The organism is Pseudomonas sp. KB_15, assembly GCF_052114525.1.
Lineage (GTDB): Bacteria > Pseudomonadota > Gammaproteobacteria > Pseudomonadales > Pseudomonadaceae > Aquipseudomonas.
On record NZ_JBFREX010000051.1, the window covers coordinates 26,424 to 40,906 of the forward strand.

Below are 14,483 nucleotides of genomic sequence, written 5' to 3' on the forward strand. Positions count from 1 at the left end.
CGGGAATTCCGGTCGCCGGGCACAGCCCATGTGGGAGCGGGGGGGGGCACGACTACATCATCGCTGGCGCCGGCGCAGCAGGCTGCGTTCTGGCCAATCGCCTCTCGGCCTCCGGGAAACACACGGTGCTGCTGCTGGAAGCGGGCGGGAAAGACAGTTCCCTGTGGTTCAAGATCCCGGTCGGCTTCGCCAAAATGTATTACAACCCGACCTTCAACTGGATGTACTACAGCCAGCCGCAAAAGCAGCTGAACAACCGCGAGATCTACGCCCCGCGCGGCAAGGTGCAGGGTGGCTCGGGTTCGATCAATGCGATGATCTACGTGCGCGGCCAGGCCCACGATTTCGATGACTGGGCGGCCAACGGCAACGACGGCTGGGGTTTCAAGGACGTGCTGCCGTACTTCCGCAAACTGGAAAACCACCCGCTGGGTGACAGCGATTACCACGGCGGCAGCGGCCCGATCAGCATCACCCCGATGAAGGGACAGACCCATCCGATCTGCGATGTGTTCCTCAAGGGTTGCGACGAACTGGGCTACCCCATCAGCGACGATTTCAACGGGCCGAAATTCGAAGGTGCGGGCATCTACGACGTCAACACCCGCGACGGCCAGCGTTGCTCCAGCAGCTTCGCCCATTTGCATCCGGCATTGAGCCGGCCGAACCTGACGGTCGAGCATTTTGCCCTGGTGGACCGGGTGCTGTTCGACGACCGGCAGCGCGCTACCGGGATCTCCATCACCCAGCACGGCGTGGTGCGAACCTTCAGCGCCAACAAGGAAGTGATCCTCTGCGCCGGTGCCGTGGACACACCGAAGATTCTGCAACTGTCCGGTGTGGCCGATCAGGCGCTGCTGGCCAGGCACAACATCCCGCTGGTCAAGCACCTGCCGGCGGTGGGACAGAACCTGCAGGATCACCTGTGCGCCAGTTACTACTACAAGGCCAACATCCCGACACTCAACGACCAGCTCAGTTCGTTGTTCGGCCAGTTCAAACTGGGCCTGAAGTACCTGCTCACCCGCAAGGGCGCGCTGGCGATGAGCGTCAACCAGGCCGGCGGGTTCTTCCGTGGCGACGAGCAGCAGACCAACCCGAACCTGCAGTTGTACTTCAACCCGCTGTCGTACCAGATCCCGAAAAACAATAAGGCCAGCCTCAAGCCCGAGCCGTACTCAGGCTTCCTGCTGTGCTTCAACCCATGCCGGCCGACCAGTCGCGGGCACATCGAAATCGCTTCGAAAAACCCGCGGGATGCAGCGCTGATCGACCCCAATTACCTGAGCACCCAGAAGGACATCGACGAGGTGATCCAGGGCAGCCGCCTGATGCGCAAGATCATGCAGGCACCGGCGCTCAAGGGCATCACTGTCGAAGAAGTGTTGCCGGGACCGATGGTCGAAACCGACGAGCAGATGTTGCAGTACTTCCGCGAAAACAGTGGCTCGATCTACCACCTGTGTGGTTCCTGCGCCATGGGCCCGGACGAACACAAGTCGGTGGTGGACAAGCGCCTTAAGGTCCACGGGCTGGACGGTTTACGCATCGTCGATGCGTCGATTTTCCCCAACGTGACGTCGGGCAACACCCACGCCGCCGTGCTGATGGTGGCGGAGAAGGGGGCCGACCTGATCCTGCAGGACGCTTGATGCCGGTCACCTGGCTGTATCAAAAATGAATTTCCGCGGTCTGCGCTGCTCATAACTTTAAGTGGCGGGCTAGAACCCGCGAAATCATTGAGGCAATCAGGGAGCGGCACGGTCATGAGTCGAGTACCGACAGCGGGCGGAGATCTTCCTGGCGGGTTGATTCTGGTGGTTGAAGACGACCCGCTGATCCTGGAGTTTCTCTGTGAGATTCTTCAGGATGAAGGTTTTGTCGTCGAGCCGCATATCAGTGCGGACGCGGCAGCCATCTATCTGGAACAGCATGCGCCGCAGGTGGGCATGCTGTTGACGGACATCACCATGCCCGGCACGCTCAATGGTGCGGACCTGGCCAACCAGTTCGGCGATCGCTGGCCGGACAAGCCGATCATAATCATGTCCGGTTTCGAAACGCCGGCCAGTTCCGGGGTGCGACACGCCGTTTCGTTCATCAAGAAACCCTGGGCCATCGGTCCGTTGCTGGACTGTGTCGACGGCGCCTTCAAGTCCAGGAGACTCAACTGAACCGCTCGCAGATGCTACATTGCCGGGCAAATCCGTGCGGCACCTGCGAGGTTCTTTTCCTTGTCCGATCACTCTGTTTTCAACTCGACTTACCGTGCCTTTCTGTTCGACATGGACGGCACCGTCCTGACGTCCATTGCCGCCGCCGAGCGCGTCTGGACAACCTGGGCGGTGCGCCATGGTGTCGATGTCGAAACCTTCCTGCCGACCATTCACGGTACCCGCGCCATCGACACCATCAGGCGCCTGGGGTTGCCCGGGGTGGATGCCGAGGCCGAAGCCGCCTGGATTACCGAAGCGGAAATCGAGGATGTCGACGGGGTATTCGAAGTGGCTGGCGCGGCGAATTTTTTGCGGTCTTTGCCAGCCCGCCAGTGGGCCATCGTCACCTCCGCCCCGCGGGAACTGGCGTTGCGGCGGATGGCGGCGGCGGGGATTCCCGAGCCTGAGGTGCTGGTGACTGCCGAGGACGTCACGGCTGGCAAGCCCGATCCTGCGGGGTACAAGCTCGCGGCCCGGCGCCTGGGCGTCGAGCCTGCGCAATGTCTGATTTTTGAAGACGCCACAGTGGGGATTCTGGCGGCCGAGGCGGCGGGGGCGGATTTGATGATTGTCACGGCGACCCATGAGCAGCCGATCAGGACGGCCCATGCGACATTGGCAAGTTATGAGTCGGTGCGGGTTCAGGTGGATGCCGCTGGTCTGCGCCCGCTCGCCGTCTAATGTGGGAGCGGCGGTGCGGCGATCCGACTTGCTCGCGAAAGCGTCCTTTCAGTCGACATGTTTGTTGAATGAGGGACCGCTTTCGCGAGCAAGCTCGCTCCCACAGGGTCCTGCGTTGCTTCAGTAAAGTCCGGGAACCAGCCGCCAGGTGCGGGCGCAATAGGCCTCGTATTCGCTGCCGAACTGCGCCTTCAGCAAAGCCTCTTCTGAATGAATCCGGGCAATCAACGGGATCAGGGTCAGTGCTGCCAGCAGCAACCCGATCCCCGAACGAAACGCCAGCGCCCAGCCCACGGCGATGACCATCATCCCCAGATAACTGGGGTTGCGCAGGTTGCGGTAAATCCCCTCGGTGACCAGTCGATGCCCCGGCTGGATGGCCACCAGCCCGCTGAAGCGCTTGCCCAGCACAAACACCGGCCACAACCGCAGCGCGCCGCCCACGATGAACAACAGCGCCCCGAGCCAGCGCACGCCCTCACCACCGAAAGTCCAGAAATCGATACGGTCGGTATAGGCCGGCAGAAAGCCGCTGAGCACACCGATCACGCCGAAAGCCGGGAGGACCCAGCGATTGGCCCGGTCTTCGCGTACCCCCGAACTCAGGTTGACTTCGGTGAACAGTGAGACGACGGCCATGATCAGGGTGGCCATGGCCACGACGACCAGTGAACCGTGGCTGAAGTAAGCCGCGAAACCACCCAGTCCCCAGATCGCCAGGGCAAGGTAGGCGAGGGTGCTGACGACCGCGAAAAACGCCAGCTTGGCCGAGATTTTCATGGCGCCTCCAAAAGTAACCTCCGGTATGTTCAGTGTAGAGACTGATGATTCCCTCGCTGGGCCGGGGAGTGATCAAAGCACCTCTGCTCGCGCATTGCGCCGAATCACCTGTGGTGGTTGCCCGAACGCCCGCAGGAACGTTTCGCGCATGCGTCGGCGGTCTGTGAACCCGGTTTCCAGGGCGATCTGGTCAAGCGTCAGGCGTCCGCGTTCGAGCATCTGTCGCGCCGCCTCCAGGCGCAGGTTTTCGATGGCTTTGGCCGGCGATTGCCCGGTTTCGGCGCGAAACGCCCGGCTGAATTGCCGGGGGCTGAGGTTGGCCACTTGCGCCAGTTGCTCTACTGAAAGGGGCTGCGCGAGGTGTTCCCGGGCGTAGCCGAGTACGGTTTGAATAYGATCGGATTTCGGCTCCAGCGCCAGCAGCGCCGAGTGCTGCGACTGGCCGCCAGCGCGGCGGTGGTACATCACCAGTTTCTGTGCCACCGCCCGGGCCAGCTCGGCGCCGTGATCCTTTTCGACCATGGCCAAGGCGAGGTCGATACCCGCTGTCATGCCGGCGGAGGTCCAGATCGAACCGTCGATCACATAGATGCGATCGGCTTCGACCTTGATCGCCGGAAACCGCGCTTGCAGTTCCCGGGCGTAGGCCCAGTGGGTAGTGGCCCGCCGCCCGTCGAGCAAGCCGGCCTGGGCCATGACGAACGCCCCGGAGCAGATCGACGCCGTACGGCGTGCCGTGTTGATGCTGGCCCGCAGGTAATCCAGCACGGCCTCGGGCGCCTGTTCGACGATGGCGTCGCCGCCGACCACGATCACCGTGTCGAACACGCGTCCGTCGAATGCCTCGGTGCCGACGCTCAAGCCGCCGGAGGCCCGCAGGTTGTGTCCGTTTTCGGACAGCACGCGTACGTCATACAGCACTTCTGCGGCACTGAAATTGGCGTACTCGAACACCGGCATGGCGGCCAGCGCCATGGACTGGAAACCCTCGAAAACCACGAACGCCACGCTGATCATGGATCTGCCCTCAAACGGTTGTGTCCTAAAAACGTACTTTAAACGTCATTTGAGACGGTCGAAAGTCCCTTTATAACGGTCTGCACCCGGCGAATCTCTCGCCTCACCGTAGAGGAATTGCACCATGGCTCTCTCATCCAAAGGTACTGCACTGATCACCGGCGCTTCTTCGGGCATTGGCGCGGTGTATGCCGATCGCCTCGCCCGGCAGGGTTACGACCTGATTCTGGTGGCCCGCAGCCGGGCCAGACTCAATACCCTGGCCAGTCATTTGAGCGACGAAACCGGGCGCACCGTGGAAGTGGTTGCCGCCGACCTGACGAACAAGGCGGATTCGCTGCGGGTCGAACAGATCCTGCGCAGCGACGCCAGCATCACCCTGTTGGTCAACAATGCCGGGGTCGGTGGCGTCATGCCGCTGCTCGCCAGTCCCGTGGACGACATGGACGCGATGATCAACCTCAATGTGACGGCGTTGATGCGCCTGGCCTATGCGGCTGTACCGGGCTTCGTCGCCCGGGGCACCGGCACCGTGATCAATATCGCCTCCATCGTCGCCATCGCCCCGGAAATCCTCAACGGCGTGTACGGCGGGACCAAGGCGTTTGTCCTGGCACTGAGCCAGTCGATGCAGCATGAACTGGCGGATAAAGGTGTGCGCATCCAGGCGGTGTTGCCGGGGGCGACCGCCACAGATTTCTGGAGCGAGGCCGGCAACCCGGTGGAAAACCTGCCGAAGGAAATCGTGATGTCCGCCGAAGACATGGTCGATGCTGCGCTCGTCGGCCTGGCGGCCGGCGAAGTCGTGACCATTGCGGGGCTGCACGATGGCAGTCAGTGGGACCGTTACGAAGCCCAGCGCCGGACGCTGTCCGGCTTGTTTGGCAATTGCGTGGCGGCGCCGCGTTATCGCTGAGACGGTCGCCCCGAGGCCGGGTGAACTAAGCTTGGGAGAGAGGACCGTTCACCGCCGGCTCGCGCAAGCTCGACGAGCCGGTGGCGTGTAACAGGAGCCCATATGCTTCACATCCGAACGCCTTTGATCCTGCACCCTGGCCTGTCGACCCCGTCCCGTCGTATCTGGTTGAAACTGGAAAACCTGCAACCTGGCGGCTCGTTCAAAATACGCGGCATCGGGTTGCTGTGCAGCCGGGCGGCGCAGCAGGGAAAGCGCAAGGTGGTCTGTCCCTCCGGCGGTAACGCGGGACTGGCCACGGCCATGGCCGCTGCATGCCTGGGGCTCAAGGCATGCATCGTGGTGCCGCACACCACCCCGCAAAGCACCCGGGCGCGGATCAGCAAGACCGGCGCCGAGGTGATCGTGCACGGCAAGGTCTGGGACGACGCCAATCAACGGGCACGGGAACTCGCCCAGGACCCGCGCAGTGAATTCGTGCCGGCCTTCGACCACCCTGTGTTGTGGGAAGGGCACAGCACCATGGTCGATGAAATCCTTGACGACTGCCCGCCAGTGGATGTGCTGGTGGCATCAGTGGGCGGCGGTGGCTTGCTGGCGGGGCTGCTCACCGGCCTGATTCGTCATCGGCACACCGATTGCCGCATCGTTGCCTGCGAAACCGAAGGCGCGGCATCGTTCGCCGCGGCGGTGGCGGCCGGGCACCCGGTCAAATTGCCGAAAATCGACACGGTCGCCACGTCCCTGGGCGCCGCGCAAGTGGCCGCCTGGCCGGTCAGGCACATCGGCGATTTCCCGTATGAGTGCGTGGTGCTCAGTGATGATGAGGCGATCATGGGTGTAGTGAGTTACGCCAATGATTTGCGTCAGCTGGTCGAGCCAGCGTGCGGCGTTTCATTGGCGATTGCCTACCTCGATCACCCGGCGATTGCCGACGCCCATGACGTGGTGATCGTGGTGTGCGGCGGGGTGAGTATCAACGCGCAGCTCGTAGCCGGGTGGGCACGCTTGTCCACTGGCACGCACGCCAGGTAGGGCCGGAAACGCTATCCCGGTGTCACAAGCCCCACCGCTGGCGATGACGGTCTTCAATGATCGGTGGCAACGCCATCCTGGACGAGGATGGCGCGGGCCAGGTCTTCGTCGCTTGCGTTGTTGAGGGCGGGATTGTCCTGACGGACTTTTTTCAATACCGCCTCCAGATAAGCACCACGAATCGCACCGCCACTGGCGACGAAGCTGGAAGCGTCATCCCGGGCGGGAATCATGAGTTTGTGGTCTTTGAACGTCGAGTACAGCGAGGCGGAAACCCCGGCGGAAGTGGCGACGTCACCGGCATCCACTTTGGCCAGAGCCGAGCCGAAGGGTAAACAAAGTACCAGGGAAGAAATGATAAACAGACGGCGCATGACGGTGTCCTCCGACAGCATGAAGCATAAGGTAAGTACCACATAATTTAGGATGCACGGCGATCACCAAGAGTTCCCTGGCACCGCCGAGCGCGTGGTGAAGCGTTTGAACGACCGATGATCAGCGCTGGCCCTGCTTCGCGGCCAACGGGTCTATGCTAGGGAGTGCGCTTACTGCCATCGGAGAACTCTGATGATCACCGTACGCACTGCCTGCCTGCTGGCCGATTACAAACGCTGGGCCAATCAGCGCCTCTTCGACAGCCTCGCGGCGCTCCCTCCGGGCGAAGTCAAAAAGGAACGGGTGTCGGTGTTCAAAAACATGATCGGCACCCTCAATCACGTCTACGTGGTGGATTGCATCTGGCGGGCGCACCTTGAAGGCCGGGGACATAACTTCAAGACTTCACACGATCTGCTGCATGCCGATCTGTCCGAACTGCGCATGGCACAAAAAGAGATCGATCGCTGGTATTGCGACTGGAGCGCCCGGCAAACCGATGCGTCCCTGGACAAGTCCGTGGAGTTCACCTTTGTCTCGGGTGAAAGCGGCTCCATGAGCGCCGGCGCGATGCTGATGCACGTGGTCAACCACGCCAGCTATCACCGTGGCTGGGTGGTGCAGATGTACTTCGAGATTCCCGCCATGCCACCGGTGACCGACATGCCGGTGTACCTGCGCGAGTCCGAGCCGCTGCTGTTCCGCCCGGTCAACGTGCCGGTGGTGGAAACGCCATGTGCTGTGCAATTTTCGAGCGCAACCAGCGTTCTGCCGGATCGTTATCGCTGACCCCGTTCCATGGATGTTGGATGTGCTGCCGCCATCGCGAGCAAGCTCGCTCCCACACGGGGTCTGCAGCGAGCAGAAGTGCTGCGTACGACATCAATCAACTGTGGGAGCGAGCTTGCTCGCGAAGAGGGAGTGTCAGTGACATCAATGTTGCCTGACCTGCCGCTTTCGCGAGCAAGCCCGCTCCCACACGTTCGGCGCTTTACTCAGGCGGATCAAGTCGATCCAGCGCCCGGTTCACTGCCAACTCACCCAGCATGATGACCTGAGCAATGCCCAGCAGCGTGTTGCGATGTGAGCCCTCCAGAAAACCCGCCAGATCATTGGTCATCACATTGGCCGAGGCCAGTGATTCGCAGGCGTGGGCCAACAGGGTCTCGGTGTCGATGTCGGGGTTGATGGTGAACATCGTGGACGGTTTGTGGGGCGTGGCCATGATGTAGGCCGCGGAGTTTAAGTAGTGATTGAGGGCGCGTTCGGCCGCTTCGTGGAATTGCTTGGAGTCGGGGCTTTCGTAGGGGGAGGCTGGATCGGTTTCTGGCGGGTTGGGTGTTGGTTTGATCATCGATAGAACTCCAGTACTGTAAAAATTGGAGCCATCACTTTCGCTACCAAACGAAGGGCGGTGGCCATGCACAGGTTGGTAGACCGGAGTACTGGAACCGGCGCCCCCGAAGAGGCCCTGCGCATGACGACCATAAAAGCAGCAACTGCTTGAAGTGGCGCTACGCGCAGTACTCCGGGCTACCAAACCCGATCGCTGTTTTTCAGCGACCGGCTAACGATAAAGCCTGGACTCAAGGCGCGTAAGCCGGCGGATTCTGGCGTAACCGTAGGCAATGACGCAAGGCGCTGTAGCTCTCATCAAGTTACGCTGACAGCCGTTAAACAAGGGCAGTCAGTCGATGTTTAATGTGCGGCTGTCACGACAAAAGCATGGCTTTGGGCTGAGCACGAAACCTGTGGGAGCGGGCTTGCCCGCGATGGCGGAGTGTCAGCCGACGGTTTTGTTGGCAGGTAGATCGCAATCGCGGGCAAGCCCGCTCCCACAGTGTTGTGTGTTGGATTCAGGCTCCGTCAGCACCTTCCTGAATGTCTCCACCAGCGGCCGCAGGTTGATCCGGTGCCACGCCGCCCACAATGGCGTGGTGAAGCAAATCCACGGCACTTCCCGCAGCACCACGCCCGGCGGGGCGTTGCGGCTCAGGCCTTTCTGGATCATCGCGATGCCCAGCCCCGACGCGACCAACCCAAGTGCGGTGAAAGGTTCGGTGGCCTCCATGCGGATGTCCGGCGTGAAACCGGCGCGGATGCAGGCGCTGACGAAGTCGTCGTGGCAACTGGCGTTTTGTCGGTGCTGCACGCCAATCCACTCCTGATCGGCGAGGTCCGCCGGGGTCAGTACAGCTTGCTGCGCCAGCCGATGGTGCTCGGGCAGGGCCAGCAGCATCGGGTCGTCCAGCACCTGAAAGCCCAGCAGGTCGGGGTCGTCATCGGTCGGTGGTTCGCTGACCAGGGCGATGTCCAGGCTTCGCTGGCGCAAGCCTTCGAGTTGTTCGGCCGAGCTGAGGTTGTACAGCGCCACGTGCACGTTGGGCCGGTCGACTCGCAGCACGCGCAAGGCATTGGGCAGCACGCCAGCGTGCATGGCATTTTCGATGTAGCCAATGCACAGGCCGCCTTCTTCGCCGCGCCCCAGACGCTTGCCGAGGGATTCCAGGCGATTGGCGTGGGTCAACAGGGCGCGGGTTTCGGCGAGGAAGGTCTGGCCGTCGCGGGTCAGGCGGATGCGTTGCTGGCTGCGCTCGAACAGGGTCAGGCCCAGGCGCTCTTCGAGCTGGGCGATCTGCCGGCTCAGGGGGGACTGGGAAATGTGCAGGCGTTCGGCGGCGCGCCCGACGTGTTCTTCCTCGGCGACGGCGACGAAGTAGCGCAATTGGCGGATGTCGATCATGTCAGACCTGCAGGGACTCAAGTGCTGCACATTATGTCTTGGACGGTCAGATCCTCGCAATCTAGGATCTGCTCAACGGTCATCACTGACCCCTGACTACTGACGAGGAATCATCCATGAGCTTGAAAGACAAACTGCCCGGCGCGCTGGGTTTCGGCACCGCACCGCTGGGCAACATGTTCCGCGCCATCCCGGAAGAAGAAGCACAGGCGACTGTCCATGCCGCCTGGGATGCCGGCGTGCGCTACTTCGATACCGCGCCGTTCTACGGTTCGGGTCTGTCGGAGATTCGCCTTGGCAGCGCACTGTCGCGCTACAACCGTGACGACTATGTACTGAGCAGCAAGGTCGGCCGGGTGATCCTCGATGAAGTCGAAGACGCCGCCGCCCGTGACCTGGGCGAGAAGAGCGGAGTGTTCGAGCACGGCCGGCCGAACAGGATCGTCAACGACTACAGCGCCGATGCAACAATGCGTTCGATCGAGGACAGCCTCAAGCGCCTGCAAACCGATCGCCTGGACATCGTCTGGGTGCACGATATCGCCCAGGATTTCTACGGCGATCAGTGGCTGGAATTCTTCAACCAGGCCCGTACCGGTGCCTTCAAAGTGCTGACGCGTTTGCGCGAAGAGGGCGTGATCAAGGGCTGGGGCCTGGGGGTGAACAAGGTCGAGCCGTGCGAACTGACCCTTGATCTGAGCGAAGCGCAGCCGGACGGTTTCCTGTTGGCTGGCCGCTACACTCTTCTCGACCATGATCGTGCCTTGCAGCGTCTGATGGACGCTGCCCAGGCGCAGAACGTCGAAATCGTGGTCGGCGGCCCGTACAGCTCGGGTATCCTCGCCGGTGGCGCACACTTCGAGTACCAGAAGGCCAGCCCGGCGATCATCAACAAGGTCGAGCAGATCAAGCGCATTGCGGCGGCCCACGGTGTCGACGTCAAAGCCGCTGCATTGCAATTCTCGTTGGCCAACCCGGCAGTGGCCGCGGTGATTCCGGGCTCCAGTCGCCCGGACCGGATCGCCGAAGATGTGGCCGCGTTGTCGGCGGTGATTCCCGCTGCATTCTGGCAGGCGATGCGTGAGGCGAAGCTGGTTTCCGAGCGCGCACCCTTGCCCCTCATTGGAGCTTGAACATGAAGATTGATTTGAGTGGAAAACTGGCGATCGTCAGCGGCAGCACCGCCGGCATCGGCCTGGGCATCAGCCAGGCACTGGCCGAGGCGGGTGCCACGGTGGTGGTGATCGGCCGCGACACGGCCAAGGTCGAACAGGCGCTGGCGAGCATTCGCCAACGCGTACCCGGTGCGCAATTGCGCGGCGTGACCGCCGACCTCGGTACCGCCGAAGGCGCCGAAATATTGTTCGCCGCCGAACCTCGGGCGGACATCCTGGTGAACAACCTCGGGATCTTCAACACCGTGGATTTCTTCGACGCACCGGACAGTGAGTGGACACGCTTCTACGAGGTCAACGTGATCTCCGGCGTGCGCCTGTCCCGGCATTACACGCCGGACATGGTCAAGCAGGGCTGGGGCCGGGTGATCTTCCTGTCTTCGGAATCCGGCGTGGCAACCCCGGCGGACATGATCAACTATGGCGTGACCAAAAGCGCCAACCTGGCTGTGTCCCATGGTTTGGCCAAACGTCTGGCCGGCACCGGCGTGACGGTCAATGCGATCCTGCCCGGCCCGACCTTTACCGATGGCCTGGAAGACATGCTCAAGGACGCCACGGCCGAGTCCGGACGCAGCGCCCGGGACGAAGCCGATGCGTTCGTGCGCAAGGCCCGGCCGACGTCGATCATCCAGCGCGTGGCGGATGTCGAGGAAGTCGCCAATCTGGTGGCCTACATCGCTTCGCCGCTATCCTCGGCCACCACCGGCGCTGCCTTGCGAGTTGACGGCGGTGTCGTCGACAGCCTGGCCATCTGAACCTTATTGATTAGAGAGAACATTTCATGGCAACTGCATCAGCCTTCATCGATATCCCGGCTTCGGCCGAACAGGTCTGGCAATTGATTGGCGGTTTCAATTCGCTGCCGGACTGGCTGCCGTTCATTCCCAAGAGCGAGCTCAGCGAAGGCGGGCGCGTGCGCAGTCTGCAAACGGCTGACGGCGCGGTGGTGATCGAACGTCTGCAAGCGTTCGACAACGTGGCTCAAACCTACAGCTACTCGATTTTGCAGGCACCCTTTCCGGCGACTGATTATCTGGCGACGATCAAGGTCGAGGCGCAAGGCGAGGGCGCGCGGGTGACCTGGTCCGGGAGGTTCGAGCCGGTGGGTGTGAGCAACGAGGAAGTGGAGGCGTTGTTTAACGGCATCTATCAGGGTGGGCTTGAGGCACTGCGGGCCAATTACCCGGCCTGATTCACCCAGCGGAAAACACCACCAATCCCCGGTGGGAGCGAGCTTGCTCGCGATAGCGGAGTGTCAGGCGATATATTTTTACCTGATACACCGTCATCGCGAGCAGGCTCGCTCCCACAGGGGTTGATCATTGTTTGTAAGAGTTTGTCAGGTCTGTGGAATCAAACTCTGCCGACAATCGAGCACCAGCCGCGCGCCACCCAGTTCGCTGCTGCCCACCTCCAGGGTAAACCCGTGCAGGCTGACAATCGCCGCGACGATGGACAGCCCCAGTCCGAAGCCGCTTTTTTGATTGCCCGCCTCGGCGCGATAGAAACGCTGGAACACCGCCTCACGTTCCGCCTCGGGAATGCCCGGGCCGGAGTCGAGCACTTCGATCCGTGTATGCCCGCCATCATTGATCCCGCGCAAGATCACCGCGCCACCGGGCGGGGTGAACTTGATCGAATTGCTCAACAGGTTCGCCACCGCTTCAAACAGCAGTGCCCGGTCGCCATTGAGGGGTGGCAATGACGCGGGCAGGTGCAGTTGAAAAACCAGGCCATCGTCTTCCGCCAGGGGCAGATAGAACTCATGCAGTTCTTGCAGCAACGCCACCGGGTCCAGTTGCACGAAACCGGAGCGGCGCTGGCGATCTTCCAGTTCGGAAATCCGCAGCAAGCCACGGAAACGCGCCATCAGGGTGTCGGCCTCGGCGAGCACCAGGTCCAGTTGCATGGCCTGCGGCGAGCCTTCGCCGGCTTGCTGCTGCATACGATAAAGCTGCGCGCGCAGACGGGTCAGGGGCGTGCGCAGGTCATGGGCGATGTTGTCGCACACACCCTTGACCTCGTTCATCAAGCGCTCGATGCGCTCGAGCATGACGTTGACGATGGCGGCGAGCATGTCCAGTTCGTCACGCCGATTGGACAGTGGCAAGCGCCGGCTCAGGTCGCCAGCGACGATGGCTTCGGCACTGGCCTGAATCCCGCGAATGCGTCGCAACGGACGGCGCCGCAGCAAATACCAGCCGACGATGYCCGGCACAATGGTCAGGGTCACACCCCAGAACAAGGCGTGAAGGATGATCCGGGTCACGGCAAACAACGAACCATTGTCGCGCACCAGCACCAGCCAGCGGCCGTCGAGGGTGCGGGTCGCCACGGCGTCGCAACTGTCGGCAGGCAGCGTCTGGTCGTCGCTGTCGTCGGAGGCATCGCAGTCGTTGAGCATGTGGATCTTGCCATCGAGCGGCAAGCCGTCCGGAATGTAGCGCAGGGCACCGTTGAGGTAACGGTGTTGGGCATCGAACAGGCCGTAGGCGTCGATGCCGCGGATGTCGAAGGTCATGCTGACGGCGAGGGCGTCCACCAGTTGCTCTCCGGAGAAGCGCGAAAACAGGTGCTGGCGTTGCATCAGCGAATGCTTGGCCAGGTTGTCCAGGTAAGTGGAAACCTCGTAGTACATGACCCCCATGAGAATCCCGCTCCAGATCACGAACAGCGAACTGTAGAGCGCGAGCAGGCGACTACTGGAAGAGCGCCAGCCTTTAGACGGGTTCGGCAATGACATAACCCGAGCCTCGCACGGTCCGAATCAGTGGGACATTGCCAGGCGGGTCGATCTTCTTGCGCAGACGGCCGATGTGGACGTCGATCAGGTTGGTGCCGGGGTCGAAGTGGTAACCCCAGACTTCTTCGAAAATCATCATACGCGACAGGATTTGCCCGGTGTTGCGCATCAGAAATTCCAGCAACTTGTATTCGGTGGGCAACAGCGTCAGCAGTTGGCCGTCGCGGCTGGCTTCGTGGCTGATCAGGTTCAGCTCCAGATCCGCCACCCGCAGCGTGGTGGCCTGGGCGGTCACGGTGTTCTGCCGGCGCAGCAGGACTTCGACCCGGGCGGCCATTTCATCGGTGGCGAAGGGTTTGGTCAGGTAGTCATCGCCGCCGGCGCGCAAGCCGCGCACGCGCTCATCGACATCGGACAGTGCGCTGATCATCAGGATCGGCGTGGCCACGCCCATGGTCCGCAGCGTGGTGACGATCGCCAGGCCGTCGAGCCCGGGCAACATGCGGTCGAGGGTGATCAGGTCATAGTTGCCGCTGACCGCACGTTCCAGCCCTTCGCGACCATTGTCGACCCAGTCGACGTCGAGGCCGTGGTTACTCAGTTCGGCGACAATTTCCCGGGCGGTCACGGCGTCGTCTTCGATGGTCAAGATGCGGGTCATAGGGCTGGCCTGATTAAATGTTCACAACGTTGTGCGGCATTTTGCCAAGAAATGATCGCAGGCTTTCTAAATAAAAGTTCATGGACGCGACACTGGCGACTGCCCTGGTTTCGCGAGCAGATTCTCTCCCACAAGAGA

General features: G+C 62.0%; 16 protein-coding genes. 9 read left to right on the plus strand and 7 right to left on the minus strand.

Annotated elements, in window-relative coordinates:
• Window positions 1–5: 5 nt before the first annotated feature.
• From AB4Z35_RS26135 to AB4Z35_RS26145, 3 genes are all read left to right on the plus strand, one after another.
• A complete protein-coding gene (locus tag AB4Z35_RS26135; protein WP_442100308.1) occupies window positions 6–1,652 on the plus strand; it encodes a GMC family oxidoreductase in 1,647 nt (548 codons plus the stop codon).
• 114 nt (window positions 1,653–1,766) lie between these two features.
• On the plus strand, window positions 1,767–2,174 hold the full coding sequence (locus tag AB4Z35_RS26140) for a response regulator (protein ID WP_442100245.1): 408 nt from the start codon (window positions 1,767–1,769) through the stop codon (window positions 2,172–2,174).
• A gap of 60 nt (window positions 2,175–2,234) precedes the next feature.
• On the plus strand, window positions 2,235–2,897 hold the full coding sequence (locus AB4Z35_RS26145; RefSeq protein ID WP_442100247.1) for an HAD-IA family hydrolase: 663 nt from the start codon (window positions 2,235–2,237) through the stop codon (window positions 2,895–2,897).
• A gap of 120 nt (window positions 2,898–3,017) precedes the next feature.
• Here AB4Z35_RS26145 and AB4Z35_RS26150 read toward each other — a convergent pair whose 3' ends face one another.
• The gene (locus tag AB4Z35_RS26150; protein ID WP_442100248.1) at window positions 3,018–3,677 is read right to left on the minus strand and encodes a methyltransferase family protein; all 660 of its coding nucleotides are present in this window, start codon (window positions 3,675–3,677) and stop codon (window positions 3,018–3,020) included.
• Window positions 3,678–3,749: 72 nt separating this feature from the next.
• Window positions 3,750–4,694 carry a GlxA family transcriptional regulator gene (locus AB4Z35_RS26155; protein WP_442100249.1) on the minus strand — a complete coding sequence of 315 codons (945 nt, stop codon included), beginning with the start codon at window positions 4,692–4,694 and terminating at the stop codon, window positions 3,750–3,752.
• Between the two features lie 124 nt (window positions 4,695–4,818).
• On the opposite strand from AB4Z35_RS26155, the gene AB4Z35_RS26160 reads away from it, so the two are divergent.
• A complete protein-coding gene (locus AB4Z35_RS26160) occupies window positions 4,819–5,610 on the plus strand; it encodes an SDR family NAD(P)-dependent oxidoreductase (protein WP_442100251.1) in 792 nt (263 codons plus the stop codon).
• 102 nt (window positions 5,611–5,712) lie between these two features.
• A complete protein-coding gene (locus AB4Z35_RS26165; RefSeq protein ID WP_442100253.1) occupies window positions 5,713–6,645 on the plus strand; it encodes a pyridoxal-phosphate dependent enzyme in 933 nt (310 codons plus the stop codon).
• Window positions 6,646–6,698: 53 nt separating this feature from the next.
• Here AB4Z35_RS26165 and AB4Z35_RS26170 read toward each other — a convergent pair whose 3' ends face one another.
• Window positions 6,699–7,019 (minus strand): DUF2388 domain-containing protein, encoded by a 321-nt coding sequence (locus AB4Z35_RS26170; RefSeq protein ID WP_442100254.1) that lies wholly within the window; start codon window positions 7,017–7,019, stop codon window positions 6,699–6,701.
• 193 nt (window positions 7,020–7,212) lie between these two features.
• On the opposite strand from AB4Z35_RS26170, the gene AB4Z35_RS26175 reads away from it, so the two are divergent.
• Window positions 7,213–7,809, plus strand: coding sequence for a DinB family protein (locus tag AB4Z35_RS26175; protein WP_442100256.1), 597 nt, complete (start codon window positions 7,213–7,215; stop codon window positions 7,807–7,809).
• A gap of 202 nt (window positions 7,810–8,011) precedes the next feature.
• On the opposite strand, the gene AB4Z35_RS26180 is transcribed toward AB4Z35_RS26175, so the two are convergent.
• Together AB4Z35_RS26180 and AB4Z35_RS26185 are read right to left on the minus strand one after the other, a co-directional pair.
• A complete protein-coding gene (locus tag AB4Z35_RS26180; protein ID WP_442100258.1) occupies window positions 8,012–8,374 on the minus strand; it encodes a DUF6124 family protein in 363 nt (120 codons plus the stop codon).
• 429 nt (window positions 8,375–8,803) lie between these two features.
• Complete coding sequence (locus AB4Z35_RS26185) at window positions 8,804–9,763, minus strand: LysR substrate-binding domain-containing protein (protein ID WP_442100259.1); 960 nt, start codon at window positions 9,761–9,763, stop codon at window positions 8,804–8,806.
• 116 nt (window positions 9,764–9,879) lie between these two features.
• Between AB4Z35_RS26185 and AB4Z35_RS26190 the strand changes: the two genes are divergently transcribed.
• Genes AB4Z35_RS26190 through AB4Z35_RS26200 form a run of 3 tightly spaced genes read left to right on the plus strand, consistent with a single transcriptional unit; the run spans window position 9,880 to window position 12,133 of the window.
• On the plus strand, window positions 9,880–10,896 hold the full coding sequence (locus AB4Z35_RS26190) for an aldo/keto reductase (RefSeq protein ID WP_442100261.1): 1,017 nt from the start codon (window positions 9,880–9,882) through the stop codon (window positions 10,894–10,896).
• A gap of 2 nt (window positions 10,897–10,898) precedes the next feature.
• Window positions 10,899–11,696 (plus strand): SDR family NAD(P)-dependent oxidoreductase, encoded by a 798-nt coding sequence (locus tag AB4Z35_RS26195; protein ID WP_414876243.1) that lies wholly within the window; start codon window positions 10,899–10,901, stop codon window positions 11,694–11,696.
• Window positions 11,697–11,722: 26 nt separating this feature from the next.
• Entirely contained in the window at window positions 11,723–12,133 is a 411-nt protein-coding gene (locus tag AB4Z35_RS26200) for an SRPBCC family protein (RefSeq protein WP_442100264.1), read from the plus strand.
• Between the two features lie 147 nt (window positions 12,134–12,280).
• Here the strand turns inward: AB4Z35_RS26200 and AB4Z35_RS26205 are convergent, their stop codons facing one another.
• Window positions 12,281–13,684, minus strand: a complete 1,404-nt coding sequence (locus tag AB4Z35_RS26205; RefSeq protein ID WP_442100267.1) for a sensor histidine kinase — start codon at window positions 13,682–13,684, stop codon at window positions 12,281–12,283.
• Window positions 13,662–14,345, minus strand: a complete 684-nt coding sequence (locus AB4Z35_RS26210; protein ID WP_007995209.1) for a response regulator transcription factor — start codon at window positions 14,343–14,345, stop codon at window positions 13,662–13,664. The genes AB4Z35_RS26205 and AB4Z35_RS26210 overlap by 23 nt, the downstream gene beginning before the upstream one ends.
• Window positions 14,346–14,483 lie beyond the last annotated feature (138 nt).

Coding starts and splice junctions, on each gene's coding strand:
- AB4Z35_RS26190 (WP_442100261.1), top strand. CDS start 9,880: ATGAGCTTGAAAGACAAACTGCCCGGCGCGCTGGGTTTCGGCACCGCA.
- AB4Z35_RS26180 (WP_442100258.1), bottom strand. CDS start 8,374: ATGATCAAACCAACACCCAACCCGCCAGAAACCGATCCAGCCTCCCCC.
- AB4Z35_RS26170 (WP_442100254.1), bottom strand. CDS start 7,019: ATGCGCCGTCTGTTTATCATTTCTTCCCTGGTACTTTGTTTACCCTTC.
- AB4Z35_RS26195 (WP_414876243.1), top strand. CDS start 10,899: ATGAAGATTGATTTGAGTGGAAAACTGGCGATCGTCAGCGGCAGCACC.
- AB4Z35_RS26210 (WP_007995209.1), bottom strand. CDS start 14,345: ATGACCCGCATCTTGACCATCGAAGACGACGCCGTGACCGCCCGGGAA.
- AB4Z35_RS26150 (WP_442100248.1), bottom strand. CDS start 3,677: ATGAAAATCTCGGCCAAGCTGGCGTTTTTCGCGGTCGTCAGCACCCTC.
- AB4Z35_RS26175 (WP_442100256.1), top strand. CDS start 7,213: ATGATCACCGTACGCACTGCCTGCCTGCTGGCCGATTACAAACGCTGG.
- AB4Z35_RS26140 (WP_442100245.1), top strand. CDS start 1,767: ATGAGTCGAGTACCGACAGCGGGCGGAGATCTTCCTGGCGGGTTGATT.
- AB4Z35_RS26165 (WP_442100253.1), top strand. CDS start 5,713: ATGCTTCACATCCGAACGCCTTTGATCCTGCACCCTGGCCTGTCGACC.
- AB4Z35_RS26160 (WP_442100251.1), top strand. CDS start 4,819: ATGGCTCTCTCATCCAAAGGTACTGCACTGATCACCGGCGCTTCTTCG.
- AB4Z35_RS26185 (WP_442100259.1), bottom strand. CDS start 9,763: ATGATCGACATCCGCCAATTGCGCTACTTCGTCGCCGTCGCCGAGGAA.
- AB4Z35_RS26200 (WP_442100264.1), top strand. CDS start 11,723: ATGGCAACTGCATCAGCCTTCATCGATATCCCGGCTTCGGCCGAACAG.